The sequence below is a fragment of the Desulforhopalus singaporensis genome (assembly GCF_900104445.1).
In the GTDB taxonomy this organism is placed as follows: domain Bacteria; phylum Desulfobacterota; class Desulfobulbia; order Desulfobulbales; family Desulfocapsaceae; genus Desulforhopalus_A; species Desulforhopalus_A singaporensis.
Map to the genome: position 1 here is coordinate 123,002 of NZ_FNJI01000011.1, position 18,720 is coordinate 141,721.

Genomic DNA, 18,720 nt, shown 5'->3' on the forward strand with positions numbered 1-18,720 from the left:
CATCAAGACCAAACGGGCCTGTCCGGGGGTGCGTTTACCTTGTCTGGTTGTATGGGCCGGGCCCGGACGAAAGGAGGATTAACGGGCCAGTACTTCAGCAACCTTTTCTTCCAGTTCCTGTTTGTCGATCGGCTTGACACAATATTCCTTTGCGCCGAGTTCTATCGCTTCCTGGGCAGACTCGATGGTAGGGTAGCCGGTCAGCATGATCGCCTTCATCTTTGGCTGCAGTTTTTTTAGTTGCTCAAGGACCTGAATCCCGCTCATTTTTTTTAATTTTATGTCGAGAATAGCAAGGTCAATACGGTTGCTCTCGGCATGCTTTATTGCGTCTTCCTCGGCGGTAAAGGTCTGGATGTCGTGTCCTTTCCTGGTCAGTATTTTTTCAATCAGTATCACCGCGTCCAGTACGTCGTCCAATACCAGTATTCTTGCCATATCAATCTTGCTCCTTTTGGCTCTCTGCCGTCTCCGGCGTGACGGGAAGCCAGATATGAAAAGCGCTCCCCTGGAGTTCTCGTTGCGATCCGCGGTCAAGGACCGGGCTTTCGACCTCGATTCGACCGTTGTGTTCCTTGATAATTCCATACGTGACGGAAAGACCGAGTCCTGTACCCTTTCCAACATCCTTGGTGGTAAAAAACGGATCGAAAATTTTGTTTTTGATGGTACTGTCTATACCGGTACCGCTGTCCTGGACGGTGAGCCGGACCAGGTTTTTTTCAGCTGCTGTGAAAATTACTATCTCCCCGCCGCTCTCCATTGCCTGCTGGGCGTTGTTAAAGAGATTTATCATGACCTGCTGCAGCTTTTCCGCGTCTCCTGTCACCCTGGGCAGGTCGGGTGCAAGCTGCCGGTTGACGGTGATGTTCTGGATATTCAGGCTGTGCTCGGTTACAGACAGCACGTTCAGGACAATATCGTTGAGATCGATAGCCGCCTTGGTGCTTTCTGTCTGCCGGGAAAATTTCAGCAGATCGGCGACTATGCGGCGGCATGCCTGGATCTGTCGCTCCATGATCTGCAGGCTGGAATGGGTCTCTGAATTTTCGTCAAAATCATCCATCATCAACTGGGTGTAGCCCAGTATTATACCCAGCGGAGTGTTTATCTCGTGGGCGACTCCCGCCGCCATCTGACCGACGGAAGCCATCTTTTCGTGATTGATCAGCTGCTCGGTCATGTTCTTGATGCGGGTCATGTCCTTGCCGATCCCTTCGCACCCGATGAGGCTCCTGTCTTTGTCGTACAGGGCATTGGCGGTCAGCAGGATATGCCGGGTAGTTCCGTTGCGTCCAGTGCACTCCATTTCCAGATCGCTCACAAAACCTTTTTCTGCAAGACCATCCAGATAGCTTTGCAGCGCCTCCTTGTCGTTGAAAAGTTCGTGAAAGTTTATAACGTTTGGGTTGTTTTCAAATCCAAGCAACAACTTGCCGCTGGAGTTGATATTGGTGATCTGGCCGTTTTTGTCGCAAAAGTATACGATATCTTTGGAATTTTCGAAGAAGTTGCGGAATTTTTTCTCCGATTCGGACAGGTTGCGGGTTCGTTCTTCAACGATTTCCTCAAGATGGGTGTTGAGTGTCTGCAGCTGTTTGGCGCTTGCGGCGAGCTTGGTATTGGCTTCCGCCAGTTTTCTTGCTTCCGAACGTATCGCTTTATAGGCGGCGAGTCCCTTGTGATAGTAGATGGTCACCGCCGCAACCGAAACGATCAGAAGGGTGTTGAAACCGCCGGAAAACGGGGATAATTGTTTCCAGAGGTCGTTGTGGTCGGTGTAGACAAGGGTTATCCTGACAATGTGGCCGACTCCCCTGGACAGGGCAAACGCCGCCATCGTACTGCAGAAGTAGAAGAGAAAGCCCCAGATGAAGTTGTTCGGCTGGAGCCGGACCAGCGCAAGGGAGTAGCGTACCGCGTAAAAAGAGAGCAGTATAGCCGCGGCGGAGCCGAAGAATTCAACGATGAGTGCAGGCAACAGAGGTATACTGCTCATTTGTTCACCTCCAGCCGAGCTTCCCGGTAGAACGTTTTTAAGCTCCTGACCAGGTAAAAAAGTGCCGGAACCATGAAAACATGGTCCATTTTGGCGATATAGTAGATGATTTTTACTCCGGACAGGGGCGGTGAGAGCTGCTCACTCCAGGTGTCCTTGTTTATAAAATCCTCGGGGGTGAGCAGTTCGTATAATTCGTGACCGGTAAAAGCCAAAAGATTCCAGGCAATGAGAATGCCGCAGAAATACTGCAGGTATCGCCACCCTCTGGAAGCGATTGCCGGGCTTTTCCTCGTGTGCCAGTAGAGGTAGGCCAGAGCGCCGGCAAAAAGAATATGGGCCATCTGGTGAACGCAGATACCCTCCGGTGCACCGTGAGACTGCAGTGCCCATGCCGGCCCCGGCATAAGAAAAGAGACCAGCAGGTAAATGCCGGCGACAGTAATGTAAACGTTTAAATTTCTCATAAACTTCTCCTTTCGATCCAATAGCACCTTCTGTGCCTGAGTCGCGTTTCTTTTCTGTAAAAAAAATAAATCCTTTGTATTCAGTGAGTTGTCGTTTTGTTTTTATGCAGGTTGGTTGTGTTGTCGGCCCGGGTAAAGGTGTTGTGGAATAATTATGCATCAAAAATGTTGCATATGAAAGGGTGACTGCTTTTGTCCCCGTCCTGTCTCAGGTATGTGGTTCTTTCTTTTTTTTAGTAAAAATATCAGGTGATTGGTTGGATGCGTAATGTTTTGTCTAAGGGGCGGGAAAAGATACTCTGCATGGACGCCAGGCTGGCTGTTCGCGCTGTTCTGTGTTTTTTTTGCAAAAAAAACATCTGATAACAGCATATTATGGTGTCATGTTCGTGTGCTGCACAGGATAGGGCGGCCTGCCGGAAGCGGTGGATGAAGAGATAGACAAAATCGTGCGATTAATGATCGATCAAGTGCAACAATAATGTTGCGTTTTAAGCTGGTAACGGTATCCAAGAATAATGGCAGGCTAAGGGGTAGTGTGGTTAACTGTTTAAAAATGCATCGTTTTGTTTGAGAAAAATGTAAAGTTAATAGATTGGCATACTGCATGCTAATAAAAACGTTGTGTGTAAAAAATAAGGGGGTGCCTCCCTGTTGCTGCAAAAGATGGTGGTTTGACTATTGCCACAGGTGGCGGAAAAATCATTACATGCTTTGGTAAATAGTGGTCTCCAGGATGTTGCGGCGTTCCATTCAGTTTAGAAATTCTTGTTTGCAGGAGCCTCCTGGTATGGCGGAAATAGGATCCTGGACGGCTTGTATGCAAATGCGTCGAAAATGTTGCATCAGGCTGCCATGTCTGACCCAACGATAGTCAATGAAAAGTTACACCGTTCCGATGATTTTACCAGATCAGGGTCCTGGATGTGGTAACCAGTGTTTTGCCCGGATTACAGATTACGGTTTGTCAAGATAAAACGCATTGTCGACAAGGGTTGGCGAAGGTTCTGATAGTAATATCGTGGTTTGAAAGAGTTGAGATCAATAGGGACGAAACCGTCCAATTCGGAAAAGTGAAAAAAGGAGAGTTGCATGAAAAAATCTATCTACTCTATTTGCGGTATGTGCACCGTGCGCTGCCCTATCCGCGTGGAGACGGAAAATAACAGGGTCACCTGGATTGAAGGCAACCCGCACCTGCTTGGCGGTGCCCTCTGTGCAAAAGGGTCTGCTGCATCGGCACTGCTGGAGGATAGCGAGCGGCCGCAACAACCGCTGATCAGGGTCGGGGCCAGAGGGGCCGGACGATGGCGCAAAGCAACCTGGGATGAGGCGCTGGATTATGTCGCGGATAAACTGGCGACCATTAAAAAGGAGTATGGCCCGGAATCCGTTGTTCTCTCCTCGCGCGGCGGTCCATGGCAGAATATGAGTAAAGCTTTTATCCATGCCTTTGGCTCGCCCAATTACACGAACCACGACTCCACCTGCGGACGGAACACACACCACGCAAGCCTTTCCGTAAACGGCGTCGGCCGTAAAGGCTTTGCCTATGACATTAAAAATGCCAAACATCTGGTCCTGTTTGGCCGCAATATGTTTTCCTCACTGCGCATTGCCGAGAATCTGCAGACTCTTGATATGCTTGATAACGGCGGCAGGCTCACCTATGTCGATGTCCGCCAGACAATGACCGGCGTCAAGGCCACCCGTTTCTTCCAGGTGAGGCCTGGAACCGATTATGCCCTGGCGCTCGGGGTTATCAATGGCGTCATAAAGAAAGGTTACTACGATAAGGATTTTATCGATCGTTATGTCTCCGGCTTCGATGAACTGTGCAGTTTTATCGAGCAATACACTCCGGCATGGGCGGCGGCGGAGTGCGGGGTCAAGGAGAAGGATATCAACGGGTTTATCGAGGAGATTGGCGAGGACCGGCCTCATGTGATCTTCCATCCAGGCTGGAATCTCGCGCGTTACAAAGATTCGTTCTACGCCAGCCGCGCTCTTCATGTTCTCAATATTCTCATGGGCAATATCGAGCAGAAAGGCGGGTTGTTTATCCCGAAAGGGGCTGGTGACTGTGGGGTCAAAGGTATCCGCAGTATCGATTTTCCCAAGCCGGACATTAAACGCGGCGACGGGGTCGGGTGGAAATACACCCATTTCGACAAAGGACCGGGCCTTGCCCATCTGTTTTTCGCCAATATGATTGATCAAGATCCTTATCCGATCAAGGCGTGGATCGCCATGCGGCATGACCTGTTCAGCTGTATGCCCGATCCGGAAAAACAGAAACAGGCACTGGACCAATGCGACCTCCTGGTCTCCATTGACATTCATTACAGTGAATTCGGCTGGTATTCGGATGTTATCCTGCCAGAATCAACTTTTCTTGAGCGAGACACCCCCATTTGTCAGCAGAAAGGCCTCAAACCTCGCCTGGCGGTGCGGCGTAAAGCTGTCGAACCGAGGTTCGACAGCAAGGCGTCATGGGAAATTTACAAGGGGCTGGCCGACCGGCTTGGGCTGACGCAGTATTTTCCCTTTGCAACCATTGAGGAGTTGTGGGCGTGGCAGCTGGAACCCACCGGCTTGACGATAGAGGATTTTGAGGAGAAAGGATTTGTCGAGCTGACCGACGCTCCGGTCTATTACGATGGTGAAAAGCTGGCGGGCCAGTTCAAGACCCCAACCGGCAGGTTGGAACTCGTCAGCAATAAACTTGACGGAGTCGGCCTGGAATCACTCAAACCGTATGTCTCTGCAATGGCGCCGCCGAAAGGCATGTTCCGTCTGATCTGTGGCCGTTCAGCCGTGCACACCCACGGACACACGACCAATAACCCGCTGCTGTCTGAACTGATGGCTACCAATACCCTCTGGATCAACGCGCACAAAGCCAGGCGAATGGGGGTTGAAGACGGCGACCTGGTGGAGGTTGCCTCGGAAAATCGAAGCTACTGCGCCACGCTGGCGGCAAAAGTCACCACCCATATCCACCCGGAGGCGGTTTACACCGTTCACGGTTTTGGTAAAGATATTCCGGCGCAGACCAGGAATTTTCAGGCAGGAGTCAGTGATCAGAAACTTATGATCGGCAAGCTCGATGACTGGGACGAGGCCGGAGGAGGGGTGAACCTTAATGAAACGTTTGTCCTGGTACGAAAAAGTCTGCGTAACCCGAAGAGGAGAGTCGAACTGTGAAAAAATATATGATTCATATCAATTCCCGCAGATGCATCGGTTGCCATGGTTGCGAAGTGCACTGTAAAGTCAACAAGGGGCTGCCTGTCGGGCCTATTCTCTGTGAGATTGATCATTCACCCCTGACCGTTGTCGGCGGTGTGCCGAAAACCGAGTTTACCTTCTCCACCTGCAACCACTGTGACGAACCGCTCTGTGTCCCGGTTTGTCCCACCGGGGCGATGCTCAAAAGAGAAGACTCCATTGTCTACATCGACGACGAGCTGTGCATCGGTTGCATGGCATGCAAAACTGCCTGCCCCTGGGACATTCCGGAGTATAACCCGGTTACCGACAAGGCGGTGAAATGTGATCTGTGCATGGATCGTCTGGATGCGGGACTCAAACCGGCCTGCGTGGCTAAATGCATGACCCATGCGCTCAAATTAGTGACACTGCAGGAAGCGTAGGGAAAATTTTTGCCAGACTGCACACACCTCCGGCATTGGTCCTCAAGGCCTTGCCGGGATATAGCGGTCATTGACAACCATAATCGCCGTTTGGCGGCAACTGCCGCTTGATACGGAACCCGGCCGACATATTGCCAAGGTAATATGTCGGTTTTTCAGTTTGCGGACGGATTGATACCGGTTAGACTGTGTTGCAACTAAACTTTTATGCTATTGCTGTACGCTGAAAAGCGAAGATGGATCAAGAGGACAGACGAGGCGATTGATGGGGTCGGTGAGGCTGAAGTCAGAGGACACGATTTATTACACCATGGTTGAGGGGGAGCCCGGTAGACCATGTCTGGTTTTTCTCCACGAAGCGCTCGGGTGCAGCGCCCTGTGGCGAAGCTTTCCTGAAAAATTGTGCCGGGCCACCGGATGTTCCGGCCTGCTCTACGATCGGGCGGGATTTGGGCGCTCGGGCGGTAACAGGAAAAAAAGGACCGTAAACTATCTGCACTCCTCTGCCCTGGTTGAACTTCCAGAGATCCTTGACGCTCTTATTCCCGGCCGTCCCTATATCCTCGTCGGCCATTCCGACGGGGCGAGCATAAGCCTCATGTTCGGCTCGGAACGGCCAGCACTGCTCAAGGGGATAGTCTCGGAGGCAGCTCATGTTTTTGTCGAACGAAAAACCGTTGAAGGGATCAGGGAAACGATTGTCAGGTATGAACAGAAAGAGCTGGCCGGACTGTACAAATATCATGGCGAAAAGACGGACCGTGTTTTTTATGACTGGTGTCACACCTGGACCAGCAACTGGTTCAGTTCCTGGAATATTGAATATCTTCTTCCTTCCATTAATGTACCTCTTCTCGTTATCCAGGGGGATGACGATCAATTCGCCACCGAAAAACAGGTGGAGTCGATTGTTGCCGGGACCTCGGGTAACGCGACTTCGATGCTGATAAAGGGGTGCGGTCACTTCCCGCATCTTGAACAGCCCGAATTGCTGCTTGAGACGATGGGCCGCTTTGTAAAACTCCTCCTCTGACCGGGGGGACGATTTGGTTTTTGACGGGTTCGCTCCGGCAACAGGACGTTGCATTTTTGCTGTGATGTTTTTTGCAGTCCAATTCGCCTGGTGATCTGTCAGGAGCGATGGTGTAGAGTAGAACTTGCTGTAGCGCTGGCGTGGCTGGAGGTGTTTTTTTTACATATGCTTCTGATTGTTTCTGGGAGTTACGGTATGGGGAGGGATGTTTGCCAGTATTAGAACAAAATTGATAACCATTCTCCTGATTTTGGGAGTACTCCCTAACCTGGTTGTCGGCTTTTTTGCCTATGAGACCGCATCCGATGCCCTGCTTTTCCAGGCAAGACAGCAGGTTGGTAACATAGGGGAAAAAACCGCCCAGCAGATCGATGCTTTTTTCAAGGAGTTGAAAAAGGATATCAACCTGTTGTCCGAATATCCGTTTATCCAGCTGGCTTTCCTTCAGTTTGAATTTGGCCAGAAATTGGATACGATCCAGAACGTTCTGACCGATTATCGCGATAAAAACGATTACTTCAACGCAATATACCTGGCCGACTTAACCGGAGACAGCATCGTTTCCGATAAATACTCGGCCCGGAACCGCAGGGATTTTCCTGACCGCAACTGGCTCAAGAGTAGAATGGACAAGGGGCTGGTGCTCTCAGACATAACCTTTTCCGGACCGGAGGGTACGCCCAAAATTCTCCTGACCGCACCGGTGCATGATTTCGAGGATCGGAACAGGCAGGTGGGGTTGCTCGTTTTCGATATCAGGCTGTCCTCTTTTACCCGGTATGTCTCCTCGCTGAAAATCGGCGAAGGTGGGTATGGCTTTTTGTGGGATCACAATGGATTTGCGGTCTATCATCCGGACGTCGGGTATGTGTTCAATAAAAATATCGGTGAAAAAGGCGATCGGGCATTTCGCTTACTGCTTGATAAAATGAGGGAGGGGGAGAACGGCTTCGGGAGCTATTTTCTGGACGGCGCCCAGAAAAATATGTTTTTTACTCCGTGCAAGACCAAGCAGTGGAGTGTCGGAATAGTGCTGGAAACTTCGAAAATCATGTCCGATATCCTGAAGTTAAGGCGCAGCATGATCTCTTTTACCTCACTCATCTGTGTCCTGATTCTGTTTGTTTCTTTTTTCTTTGTCAGGTCCATTATCCGCCCGGTAAGCCGTTTGATGGAGGGGGCGAGGGCAATAGGCAAGGGAAATCTGGAACATGTGATCACAATCGACTCAGGGGATGAATTTGTCCGTCTTGCCGAAGAGTTCAACAACATGTCGTCGACCCTTAGAAACAGCATGAACGAGATAATCGAGTTGAAGACCTTCAACGATGACATCCTCAGGAGCGTATCGAGCGGTATTATTACGGTGGACAGAAACAACTGTATCACCTCCTGTAACGAGGTCGCCGGTACCCTGCTCCACCTCGACACGGATCATCTCGATTCTTTAGCGACACCGCAACTCAACAATATAAAATCCGTTCTGCAAAGTACGCTGTCGAACAACAGGCCTGCCCTTAACGTGGAGATTGAACTGGATGGCGACAATGGCAGGCGGCCCCGGTTCATGGAGTTGAACACTTCCCTGTTGCGGAACAATTCCGGTGAGATAATCGGTGCTATAGCCGATATCCGCGATATCAGCCGAAGAAAAGAGATTGAGGTGGAGATGATCCGGGTTGAGAAACTGGCATCTCTTGGGGAACTGTCGGCCGGCATGGCCCATGAGATCCGCAATCCGCTGGCGGGGATGAAAACCAGCGCCCAGGTGCTCACCAAAAGATTGAACAGGGAATCGAGCAAGATCCTGGTGGACGGAATTATCGCCAGTATCGACAGGATGAACGAAACCGTGACCAACCTCCTGAATTTCTCAAGGCCCAAGGCGCCGTGTCCGGCCCCGTCCGATTTGCCGGAGCTTATCGATTTAAGTCTGCTTATGCTGAGGATCAATCTGAAAAAGTCGAATATAGAGCTCAGGCTCGACTATGGTGAATCTGTCCCCCTGGCCATGATCGACAAGGAACAGATCAAGCAGGTGTGCATCAACCTGATACTCAATGCGGTAAAGGCCATGCCCCGGGGGGGGGTGCTGTCGATCTCGGTACGAGGATGTCGCCAGCTGACTCAGGACTACGTCGAGGTCTCGTTTACCGATACCGGAACAGGGATAAAAAAGGAGCACATGTCAAAGATTTTCGACCCGTTTTTTACCTGCGATCCCAAGGGAACCGGGCTGGGGTTGTCTATTGTGCAGAAACTGCTGGAAGAAAACAACGGGTACATACAGATTGACAGCCGGGTTGGCAGGGGAACCCGGGCCACTGTAATGCTGCCCGTTGCATAAAAGGAAAATGGTTATGTCTCAGCAAAAACTGATGATAGTGGACGATGAGGAGGTCCTTTGTCATTCGCTCAGGATCGATCTGGAGGATGACGGCTACGAGGTCGGTGTCTTTCACGATGGCGAATCGGCTGTGGCAGCGTTGGCTGAGGTCAATCCCGGGGTGGTTTTGCTCGATCTCAGGTTGCCCCGTATGGATGGTATCGCGGTCCTGAAACGGATACGGGAATTCGATGAAGAGATAAAAACGATAATGATGACCGCATACGGGGATACCCAGAAGACGGTTGAGACGGTCAAAAACGGTGCGTATGATTTCATTAATAAACCGTTTGAGCTCGATGAGTTAAAGGCGATCATAAAGAACGCTTTTGAAAGCCGGTCGCTGAAGCGGGAAGTTACCTATCTGCGCTACAAGCAGGAAAAATTTAAAAAATATTTCGATCTCGTGGGTAAAAGCGAGAAAATGCTCGATATTTACCGGCAGATTGACATTATTGCCCAGACCAGGGATACCACGGTGCTGATTCTGGGGGAGAGCGGTACCGGCAAGGAGCTGGTGGCGGAGGCGATTCATCATAAAAGTGAGAGGAGCAAGGAGTCGTTTATGGAGATAAATTGCGCCTCGTTGCCGGAAAATCTGCTGGAAAGCGAACTCTTCGGGTATGAAAAAGGCGCATTTACCGATGCCAAGGAAGCAAAAAAGGGGTTGTTCGAACTGGCTGACGGCGGAACCGTGTTTCTTGACGAGGTAGGGGAACTGCCGGTGGCGACCCAGGCCAAGCTCCTGCGTTTTCTTGAAAAGAAAAGCTTTAAACGGCTGGGAAGCGGCAAGGAACTCAAGGTCGATGTGCGGGTTGTCGCAGCGACCAATCGCGACCTGAATCGGGCGATTGCCAACAAGCAGTTCCGTAACGATCTCTATTATCGCCTCAATGTGGTATCGCTGTTTCTGCCGCCGCTAAGGGACAGACAGGACGACATCCTGCTGCTGGCGAACTATTTCCTCGACTCCTTTTGCCGGGAGATGGGCAAACCGTCGCTGAAACTCACAGACGAGGTAGCTGCCATTTTCGAAAACTATCCCTGGAACGGTAATGTCAGAGAGTTGCGCAATGTTGTCGAACGCATTGTTATTTTTGCCGACAGCGGCAGGGTCGGCACCGACCTGCTGCCGGGGGAAATGTTGCAGTCGGCGCCTTCGCTGGCCAGCGGGCCAGTTGGTGATACAGGGTTGCAAGACAACAACCTTGACCAGACTCTTGCCCGTGTGGAAAGGGAAATTATCCGCAAAACGCTCGCAGAAGCGGGCGGCAACAAGACCAAGACAGCAGAACTTCTCGGTATCAGCAGGTTTTCGCTGGGACGGAGAATCGACAGGCTGTCTGTTGAGAACTAGGCCATGAATAATGGAAGGGTCGCAATTTGCCTGGTTGCACTGCTATATCTGTTTCTGTGCGGGGTGACTGCAGCCGTTGGAGCTGATCGGGAGAAAATCGTGGCGATGATCACCTGGCGGGGCGATACTCCTGCCGAGTTGGGGTTTATGGACGGCCTGACAGGATACGGTTATAACGTTCATTTCGTCAAGTATCCGGCGGACCGCAGTATTGAAAAGCTTGCTGCAGCCGTTGCCGCTTTAGAAAACAATCCCGTCGATCTGATCTATGTTTTCGGTACCACCGCCACCAAGCACGTTCTTCGACATATTACCACAATACCTGTGGTCTTCAATATCGTCACCAGGCCGGTTGAGTCCGGGATTATCGACAGCTGGAGTTCGTCGGGCAACAACGCCACCGGAGTCAGCAGCATGGTTCCCGTCATCCATCAGCTTGAAACGTTGAAGAAAGTGATCGATTTCAAGACAATGGGGATAATCTACAATCCCCGGGAACAGAATTCGGTTATCCAGAGAGATATCGTGAAAGATCTCGAAAAAAGGCTCAACTTCAAGCTCTACGACTTTGAGGTAGAACCTGGAGAGGATATCGATAAAAGTCTTGCAGGGCTTACTGGCGCTCTTGACGCGGTGTTTTTACCCTCCGACTCTATGGTCAAGACTTACGGCAAAAAGATAACAGGCCTGCTGAATACGCTGCACATTCCCACCCTTGCCGCAATGGAGGATATGGTGATCCAGGATGGTGCCCTGATGGGGCTGGTTCCGGAATATTACCAGCTGGGACGGCTTGCCGCGGTAAAGGCCGATGCCATCTTCTCCAGCAATGCTCCCGATACGATTCCCACCTCCACCCTTGATTATTTCAAGATCACCGTCAATATGAACACCGCAAGGATGATCGGCATCAATATTCCCACCTCCATCCTTGTCATGGCGGACAAGATAATGAGATAGCATCCCCTCTCTTGCCCCTTTTTTTCGAAAACCATTTCGCCGCCTTGGTCGTTGGCCGAACATGTCGTGACAACGAATAGGGTGCGGCAAGAAATGTTGGCACCTTCTGGTGTGCGGCTGCCGCACGTAAGGGGCGCGCGAAAAGCGCACACAGGACCTGGAGAGTCCTGGTAACTATACGGATACGTTGCAGAAAAATAATAGCTGGTTTTGGGTATGCAACTTGCTGTGTGGATAGTGTTCGGTCGTTTTTTGATTGTTTTCCACCTAATTCTATCCAGAGGAGGTTGTTTATGAAAAACCGAATTTCGATCACCGGATCCATAGTTGCTTCGATTATCCTTGCCCTTTGTTTGTCGGTTATTCCAGAGGATGGTGTGTGCAAGACGTACCGGTTGAAATTCCAGATGGCCTGGCATACGCAGCACCCGCAGTACAAGGCGTATCAGGAATTCATAAAGCGGGTGGCCGAGGCCACTGACGGCCAGTTGAAGTTCACCGTCTTTCCCGCCAGCCAGCTTATCGGGCGCAACGAGGCCCTGGACGGGTTGAAGAACGGTACAATTGACATGCTGGCAAGCTGCGGCGCCTATTATCACGGCATGGTACCGGAAGGGGATGTCGACTGGCTGCCGTATGTCTCCCTCAACAATCGAGAAAAGTTCTGGGAATATATGAACAACAATGAAGGCGGCGAAGCCGGCCGGTTCCATGACATTATCTATAAGGCCTATCAGGAGAAAGCCAATGCGGTGTGGCTGACAAACGTTATCTGTGGCAGCTCCGGCATCATCGGCCGGGGCGATACCGCCTACGATACCGTCGATTCCCTGAAAAACATCAAGTTACGAGCAGCGGGTGGTGTCAGCACCAGGGTGGCGAAGGCCTGGGGCGCCAGTCCGGTTACCATGGCCACCGGAGAGATCTACCCGGCCCTGCAGCGCGGAACGGTAGACGCTCTGCTGTTCTACGCCTACGGATTGAAGGATTACAAGTTCTTCGAAGTTGCCAAGACCTTCTCGCAGCCGCCTGTCTTCACCTGGGCCGACGATCTCTGGATAAACCAGCAGGCTCTTGACAGGCTTCCCGAGCATCTCAAAAAAACCCTTGTCGAAGTTGCCCGGGAGTGGGGGCGGTGGGCAAGTGTCGAGTATTGGCCGAACTATGAGGAGGAGAACAAGAAGTGGTGCATTGACAAGGGTGTTAATTTCGTCACCATGGATGATGCCAATATAGAAAAATCAAAAGAAATGCTCGAGGAGGTGTGGGACTGGTATGCCGCGGAGAGTCCTGGATGCGGACAGCTCGTGGCTCTTTTGAGGGCCAAGCAGAAAGAGTGGGGTGGTAAGAAAACATCGGAAATAAAAGTTACAGCAGTGCAATGAAATTGTCTTCTTCATGTTGAGGAATAAGTTATGGAACAACACACTGGCGGTGAACGCAAAATACTCGATCGAGTGCTGGACGGGGTCTTATCCCTTGACGAAAAACTTGCAGAGGCCGCGGGCTGGGTCGTGGTGCTGATGATGTTGACAATAAGCTACGACGTAGCCATGCGTTATATCTTCAACGCACCCACCACATGGAGCTTTGAAGTCAACAGGTACATGCTGATCATGGTGATTTTTATCGGCAGCGGCTGGACGCTGGCGTCCGGCGGCCATGTGAGCGTTGATATCGCAACTGAGAAACTATCCGAAAAAAAGAGGATCCTGCTGGATGTGGTGACTTCGTTGATGGCGGGAACATATGTCCTGGTCTTTCTGGTCCAGTCAATTGTTTTCACCTACGATGCCTGGGAGAACAACATCAGGAGCACCGAATATCTTGCATGGCAATTATGGCCGATAAGACTGTTTTTGGTTGTCGGCGCCGCCCTGCTGCTGCTTGAGTATGTCGTGAGAATAATAAAAAATACCGCGATGCTCTGCAATGCGGTTGGCGCAAAACGGTATGCCGGCCTTCAGAATTAAGGCAGGTTAAGACCAACGGGCCCGCTGCCGGCACCTGCGGCTATCGGTAATACCGGCACCGGGCTGATTGAGGAGATCGTTGTTATGGAATGGTATATTGTGCTTATTCTGTTGGTGACGTCACTGATGATGTTTCTTTTCATTGGCGTTCCCGTTGCTTTTTCCCTCGGATTTTTAAGTGTTATTGCCGCTTTGATTTTCTGGCCCGGTACCAGTGGCCTGTACGGTGTCGCTCTGGCCGGATATGGGCATATGAGCAATTATACCCTGGTCTGCGTGCCGCTGTTTATACTCATGGCCCAGCTGGTAATGCACAGCAGGATGGGAACCGACAGCTACGAGGTTGCCGACCGGTTTTTACGCAGGTTGCCCGGTGGTCTGGGAATGACCAGCGCCGTATTCGGCGCCATATTCGGCGCCGTGTGCGGGGCGAGCACGGCCGGAACCGCCACTGTCGGCCTGCTGTCTCTTCCGGAGATGATACAGCGCAGATATAATTCGGGAATGTCGGGGGCGATCGTTGCTTTTTCAGGAGCGCTGTCGATCCTTATTCCGCCGAGTGTTATCCTGATTCTGTACGGGACCCTGGCAAACGAGTCGATAGGCGCCCTTTTCGCCGGGGGTATTATTCCCGGCATTCTGCTTACTTTCTTGGCGCTGGTTTATATTTTTATCCGGGTCAAGATCAATCCGGAAGTCGCCCCCCGCGACGAAGTCCGTTTCACCTGGAAGGAAAAGTTCAGCTCACTCTGGAAAGTCTGGTCGCTGTTGTTGGTGATTATCGCCCTGTTGTCAACTATCTACACCGGCGTTGCGACGCCCACCGAGGCAAGCGCCATCGCCTGCCTTTTGGTGTTTCTCATCGCCATATCCAAAAAAGCGCTGGATCTTAAGACCATCAGGCAGGCCCTTTTGCATACGGTACGGACCACCGCGATGATCGGATGGATTATTATCGGAGCAACCTCATTTGGGTATGTGGTTATCTATTCCGGGTGCGCCGCAGAGCTTACCGACTGGGTTGTATCGCTGCCGCTGTCGACCAACACCATCGTCATTATCCTGATGATCGGGTTTCTGATAATGGGGATGTTTCTCGACCCTGCGGCCATTGTGATGATGACGACGCCGATCATCATGCCGATCCTGAATGCCCTGCAGATCGATACCCTCTGGTTTGGTATATTGATGGCGGTAAATATGTGTGCTGGAAACATCTCTCCGCCAATGGGGTTGAATCTGTATATCGTAAAAGGGCTTATGCCGGGGGAAGTACAGTTGAGCAGACTGTTTGTGGCGGCGGTGCCTTTTATCCTGCTTGACGTGGCGACCATTACTCTGATAATGGTTTTCCCCGGTATTGTTACCTGGTTCCCGAGCCTGGTGGTGTAGCGTTCAGTTGTCCTCGTACAGGGCGGTGGCTGAAATTCTGCCGCCGCCCTGTTCACCTGCCTCCCTGTGTTGTCCTCCAGGCCCGCCTTTGTCTGGTTCCTCTTACGTCTCATCTTGCCCGGCGGAAAGTTATCCCGTCACTCTTCCGGTCATATCGCAGATGTCGCTGTTCCACCGCCCAAAGCCGGTGCAAGAAGATTTTACTTTCATTGATTTGCTCTACACCGTTATGGACGGTTTGAGTGCTGCTGGCAAAGATTGACTGTTATATCAGTCAGTAATGGTCCGTTGCCGTGAGCACAGGAGAATTATCGGCGGTCGCCTGTTATTTGCCGTAATTTTGCGATATGATTTTACATATCGATGTCGATCGGTGGAGGTATTTTTTCATATTTCTTGATAGATAGGCGAGAAGATGAAATTACGAGGAGAATCTGTCAGGCAGGGGAAAACGGTCTTGCTACTGTTTTTGATCCTGTTTCGCCTGGGCATGGCCGCAAGTGTCAGGGCGCAGGACGTTACTGAGCCGGTTGCCAAAAATATCCTCTTCCTCTCTATCTACCAGATGGATCTGCCGGTCAGCAGATTGTCGATGAAAACCATACAGGCGGAAATAGCCAAAATAAAAGACCTGAAACTCAACTTCTACTACGAATTTCTCGATCTCAATCGATTCAGCGGTGAAGATTATCTGCGCGCCATGTTTGATCTTTTCAAGCTGAAGTATGCCAATAAGCGTGTCGACCTGGTTATTGTCATAAACCATCGAATGCTCAAACCCTGGCTGCAACACAGGGATACTATTTTGCCGGATACTCCCGTCATCTTCTACGGTACCGGCAGGGAGGAGGATTTTGCCCTGGACAGGCTGCCGCCGGATGTGGGCGGAGTGATGGGGGAGGAGGAGTTTACCACTTCGATGCGCTGGTTCCTCAACACCAATCCCGGGGTCGATGAAGTGGTTCTGGTGCACGGAGTCGGACCGATCGACCAGCTTTTTGTGAACATGGTCGATGAGGTGCGCGATAAAGTCTGCAGCGATCGGGTTCGATGTACCGACTGGTCCGGTCTGCCGGTGACTGAGATGAAGCGCAGGGCGGCTCTGCTGAAGAAAAATTCGGTCATCCTCTATACCCTGCTCTTTGAGGATGCAGCCGGCCAGCAGCACAAGCCGATAGATGTCGTTAGGGAAATCGCGTCCGCAGCTTCGGTACCGGTATTGAGCGGTTACGACCAGTTTATCGGAACCGGCACCATCGGCGGATATATGTACAGCGTTGAGGCGCAGACCAGCGCTGTCATGCAGATGGGGCTTATGGTCCTGCGGGAGGGACCGGACCGAAAACCTACGGTAATGAAGAAGGGCGGAAACCAATTTATTTTCGATTACCGCGCGCTGAAAAGATTTGATATCGGTCTCTCCACTCTTCCTCCGGGCAGTATTGTCAAGAACAGGCAGTATTCCGTGTTTGAGTTGTACCCCAAGGAAATAGCCGCTGTGCTGTCAACCCTGCTGGTCCTGCTGGTCCTGGTGGTCTTTCTTGGAAGACAGACCAAGAGACTGAACAGTGCGCAGGCCGGGCTGATCGAGCTGAACGAGAGCCTTGAAGATGAGGTTCGGAGCCGGACGGTAGAGATAGTGTCGGCAAAAGAGCAGGCAGAGGCCGCCAACAAAGCCAAGAGTGTTTTTCTGGCGAACATGAGTCATGAAATCCGCACCCCGATGAACGCGATAATAGGACTTGCCCACCTGACGCTTAAGACCGATCTCTCTGCCAAACAGTACGACTATGTCGCAAAAATCGAGCAGTCGGCCGGGACCCTGTTGGCCATTATCAACGATATCCTTGATTTTTCAAAGATAGAGGCGGACAAGCTCGACATAGAAGTGACGGAGTTTGATCTCAATGAGGTGATGGATAACCTGCTGAACATGATCATGGTAAAGATCCCGAAAAGAAGACTCGAGCTTGTCTTCGATCTTGACCCCACGCTTCCCACCTCCCTGAAGGGTGACCCGTTGCGGTTGGGACAGGTGCTGTTGAACCTGTTGAACAACGCCATCAAATTTACCGAAAATGGCGAGGTGGTCGTTGCGGCCAGACCGGTTATGATAGAAAAGGATCTGGCCGTTATCCAATTTTCGATTCATGACACCGGCATCGGTATGAGCCCTGACCAGCAGCAGGCTGTGTTCGGATCATTCGCCCAGGCGGACAGTTCGACCACGCGCAGGTACGGTGGAACCGGCCTGGGCCTCACTATCAGCAAAAAACTGGTTGAAATGATGGGGGGAAAACTGACAGTTGAGAGCGAACTGGGGGTTGGCTCCACGTTTTCCTTTACCGCAAAATTCGGACGATATGAAAAAGACAATGAGGAAAGGAGCATGCCGTTTGAGCTGCTCAGGGGAATGCGGGTGTTGGTTGTTGACGACAACGACCTGTGCGGCATGGTTTTAAAAGGACATCTGGAAAGTATCGGGTTTGCAGTTGAAACCAGTAACTCCGGGGCAGAAGCTATTAACATTATAAAGAGAGCCGACGGCAGCGGCGGGCAGCCGATCGAACTTGTTTTTATGGACTGGAAAATGGTGGGACAGGATGGTATCGAAACGATCCGCAAAATCCAGCAGAAAGACGACCTCAACCATTTACCCAAGATAATTGTTGTCACCGCGTACGGGGCGGAAAATATGGAAAAACAGGCTGATGATGTCAGTTTTGACGGAATCCTGTCCAAGCCCCTGACCCAATCTGCGCTGTTGAACAAAATAATGGTGGTAATGGGGGATCAGCTGGTTTCGCCGAAAGCGTGGCAGTCGAATCTTCAAGAGAAGACAGCCGGGCTGGAACAAATCAGGGGGGCGAGAATTCTCGTGATTGAAGACGACAAAATCAACCAGCAGGTCGCCAGGGAACTTCTGAAAAAGGAAGGATTTATTGTCGCGGTGGCAGAAAACGGGCGGGTCGGACTGGATCTGCTCTATGCATCCCTGGAAAATGATCCCTTTGACGCGGTGCTGATGGATATCCAGATGCCGGTCATGGACGGGTATGCGGCCACCGAGAAAATTCGCAAGGATGATCGTTTCAGCAATCTGCCGGTAATTGCCATGACCGCCGATGCCATCCGCGGAGTGAGTGAAAAGGCGCTTGGGGAGGGGATGGATGATTTTATCAGTAAACCTGTCGATCCAGCCGTTCTATACCGGACGCTGGTGAAATGGATCGGACCTGCAAGGTGAGGTGTAGCCCAGTTTCCATATTTCCTGATGCTTTTTGCTAAAGCAGGTAGTTAAACCAGAGATTTTCCTCTTCCACCAAAAACGACGATTATTGTGCGATATACCTAACCTTTGTAAGGGTATCCAGATACCGTGCATAGCTGAACTCCCTTTTTCAGCAGCCTGAGCAAAACAACAAAAGCTGTTGTGTTTTAACCTCCTCTATAGCCAATCTGTCGCATCGTACTGATTTAGCGAATATATATTTACC

The 18,720-nt window shown here is 51.2% G+C and carries 13 protein-coding genes; 10 read left to right on the forward strand and 3 right to left on the reverse strand.

What is annotated here, in order from left to right:
- Window positions 1-78: 78 nt before the first annotated feature.
- The 3 genes from BLQ17_RS09635 to BLQ17_RS09645 are packed head-to-tail and all read right to left on the reverse strand — an operon-like array spanning window position 79 to window position 2,466.
- A complete protein-coding gene (locus BLQ17_RS09635; RefSeq protein ID WP_092222250.1) occupies window positions 79-438 on the reverse strand; it encodes a response regulator in 360 nt (119 codons plus the stop codon).
- Between the two features lies 1 nt (window position 439).
- The gene (locus BLQ17_RS09640; RefSeq protein WP_092222252.1) at window positions 440-1,999 is read right to left on the reverse strand and encodes a two-component system sensor histidine kinase NtrB; all 1,560 of its coding nucleotides are present in this window, start codon (window positions 1,997-1,999) and stop codon (window positions 440-442) included.
- Window positions 1,996-2,466 carry a hypothetical protein gene (locus tag BLQ17_RS09645; protein WP_092222254.1) on the reverse strand — a complete coding sequence of 157 codons (471 nt, stop codon included), beginning with the start codon at window positions 2,464-2,466 and terminating at the stop codon, window positions 1,996-1,998. Before BLQ17_RS09645 ends, BLQ17_RS09640 begins: the two co-directional genes overlap by 4 nt.
- Before the next feature lie 1,092 nt (window positions 2,467-3,558).
- Between BLQ17_RS09645 and BLQ17_RS09650 the strand changes: the two genes are divergently transcribed.
- The 10 genes from BLQ17_RS09650 to BLQ17_RS09695 all read left to right on the forward strand — a co-directional run bounded on the left by BLQ17_RS09650 (window position 3,559) and on the right by BLQ17_RS09695 (window position 18,470).
- Window positions 3,559-5,673: a molybdopterin-containing oxidoreductase family protein gene (locus BLQ17_RS09650; protein WP_092222256.1), complete on the forward strand. Its 2,115-nt coding sequence runs from the start codon at window positions 3,559-3,561 to the stop codon at window positions 5,671-5,673.
- The gene (locus BLQ17_RS09655) at window positions 5,670-6,122 is read left to right on the forward strand and encodes a 4Fe-4S dicluster domain-containing protein (RefSeq protein ID WP_092222258.1); all 453 of its coding nucleotides are present in this window, start codon (window positions 5,670-5,672) and stop codon (window positions 6,120-6,122) included. The genes BLQ17_RS09650 and BLQ17_RS09655 overlap by 4 nt, the downstream gene beginning before the upstream one ends.
- A gap of 265 nt (window positions 6,123-6,387) precedes the next feature.
- Complete coding sequence (locus BLQ17_RS09660; RefSeq protein WP_092222260.1) at window positions 6,388-7,155, forward strand: alpha/beta fold hydrolase; 768 nt, start codon at window positions 6,388-6,390, stop codon at window positions 7,153-7,155.
- Between the two features lie 205 nt (window positions 7,156-7,360).
- Window positions 7,361-9,502, forward strand: coding sequence for a PAS domain-containing sensor histidine kinase (locus BLQ17_RS09665; RefSeq protein ID WP_092222262.1), 2,142 nt, complete (start codon window positions 7,361-7,363; stop codon window positions 9,500-9,502).
- A 13-nt stretch (window positions 9,503-9,515) separates the two neighbouring features.
- Entirely contained in the window at window positions 9,516-10,898 is a 1,383-nt protein-coding gene (locus BLQ17_RS09670; RefSeq protein WP_092222264.1) for a sigma-54-dependent transcriptional regulator, read from the forward strand.
- Window positions 10,899-10,901: 3 nt separating this feature from the next.
- Window positions 10,902-11,858, forward strand: a complete 957-nt coding sequence (locus BLQ17_RS09675; RefSeq protein WP_092222266.1) for an ABC transporter substrate-binding protein — start codon at window positions 10,902-10,904, stop codon at window positions 11,856-11,858.
- Between the two features lie 293 nt (window positions 11,859-12,151).
- Window positions 12,152-13,243, forward strand: coding sequence for a TRAP transporter substrate-binding protein (locus BLQ17_RS09680; RefSeq protein ID WP_092222268.1), 1,092 nt, complete (start codon window positions 12,152-12,154; stop codon window positions 13,241-13,243).
- A gap of 30 nt (window positions 13,244-13,273) precedes the next feature.
- On the forward strand, window positions 13,274-13,831 hold the full coding sequence (locus tag BLQ17_RS09685; RefSeq protein ID WP_092222270.1) for a TRAP transporter small permease subunit: 558 nt from the start codon (window positions 13,274-13,276) through the stop codon (window positions 13,829-13,831).
- Between the two features lie 84 nt (window positions 13,832-13,915).
- Entirely contained in the window at window positions 13,916-15,223 is a 1,308-nt protein-coding gene (locus BLQ17_RS09690; RefSeq protein WP_092222272.1) for a TRAP transporter large permease, read from the forward strand.
- A gap of 415 nt (window positions 15,224-15,638) precedes the next feature.
- Window positions 15,639-18,470 carry a response regulator gene (locus BLQ17_RS09695; protein ID WP_092222275.1) on the forward strand — a complete coding sequence of 944 codons (2,832 nt, stop codon included), beginning with the start codon at window positions 15,639-15,641 and terminating at the stop codon, window positions 18,468-18,470.
- The last annotated feature ends 250 nt before the right edge of the window (window positions 18,471-18,720 follow it).

Excerpts from the sequence above, each read along its gene's own strand:
- BLQ17_RS09635 (WP_092222250.1), bottom strand. The coding sequence starts at position 438 with ATGGCAAGAATACTGGTATTGGACGACGTACTGGACGCGGTGATACTG.
- BLQ17_RS09640 (WP_092222252.1), bottom strand. The coding sequence starts at position 1,999 with ATGAGCAGTATACCTCTGTTGCCTGCACTCATCGTTGAATTCTTCGGC.
- BLQ17_RS09645 (WP_092222254.1), bottom strand. The coding sequence starts at position 2,466 with ATGAGAAATTTAAACGTTTACATTACTGTCGCCGGCATTTACCTGCTG.
- BLQ17_RS09650 (WP_092222256.1), top strand. The coding sequence starts at position 3,559 with ATGAAAAAATCTATCTACTCTATTTGCGGTATGTGCACCGTGCGCTGC.
- BLQ17_RS09660 (WP_092222260.1), top strand. The coding sequence starts at position 6,388 with ATGGGGTCGGTGAGGCTGAAGTCAGAGGACACGATTTATTACACCATG.
- BLQ17_RS09665 (WP_092222262.1), top strand. The coding sequence starts at position 7,361 with ATGTTTGCCAGTATTAGAACAAAATTGATAACCATTCTCCTGATTTTG.
- BLQ17_RS09670 (WP_092222264.1), top strand. The coding sequence starts at position 9,516 with ATGTCTCAGCAAAAACTGATGATAGTGGACGATGAGGAGGTCCTTTGT.
- BLQ17_RS09675 (WP_092222266.1), top strand. The coding sequence starts at position 10,902 with ATGAATAATGGAAGGGTCGCAATTTGCCTGGTTGCACTGCTATATCTG.
- BLQ17_RS09680 (WP_092222268.1), top strand. The coding sequence starts at position 12,152 with ATGAAAAACCGAATTTCGATCACCGGATCCATAGTTGCTTCGATTATC.
- BLQ17_RS09685 (WP_092222270.1), top strand. The coding sequence starts at position 13,274 with ATGGAACAACACACTGGCGGTGAACGCAAAATACTCGATCGAGTGCTG.
- BLQ17_RS09690 (WP_092222272.1), top strand. The coding sequence starts at position 13,916 with ATGGAATGGTATATTGTGCTTATTCTGTTGGTGACGTCACTGATGATG.
- BLQ17_RS09695 (WP_092222275.1), top strand. The coding sequence starts at position 15,639 with ATGAAATTACGAGGAGAATCTGTCAGGCAGGGGAAAACGGTCTTGCTA.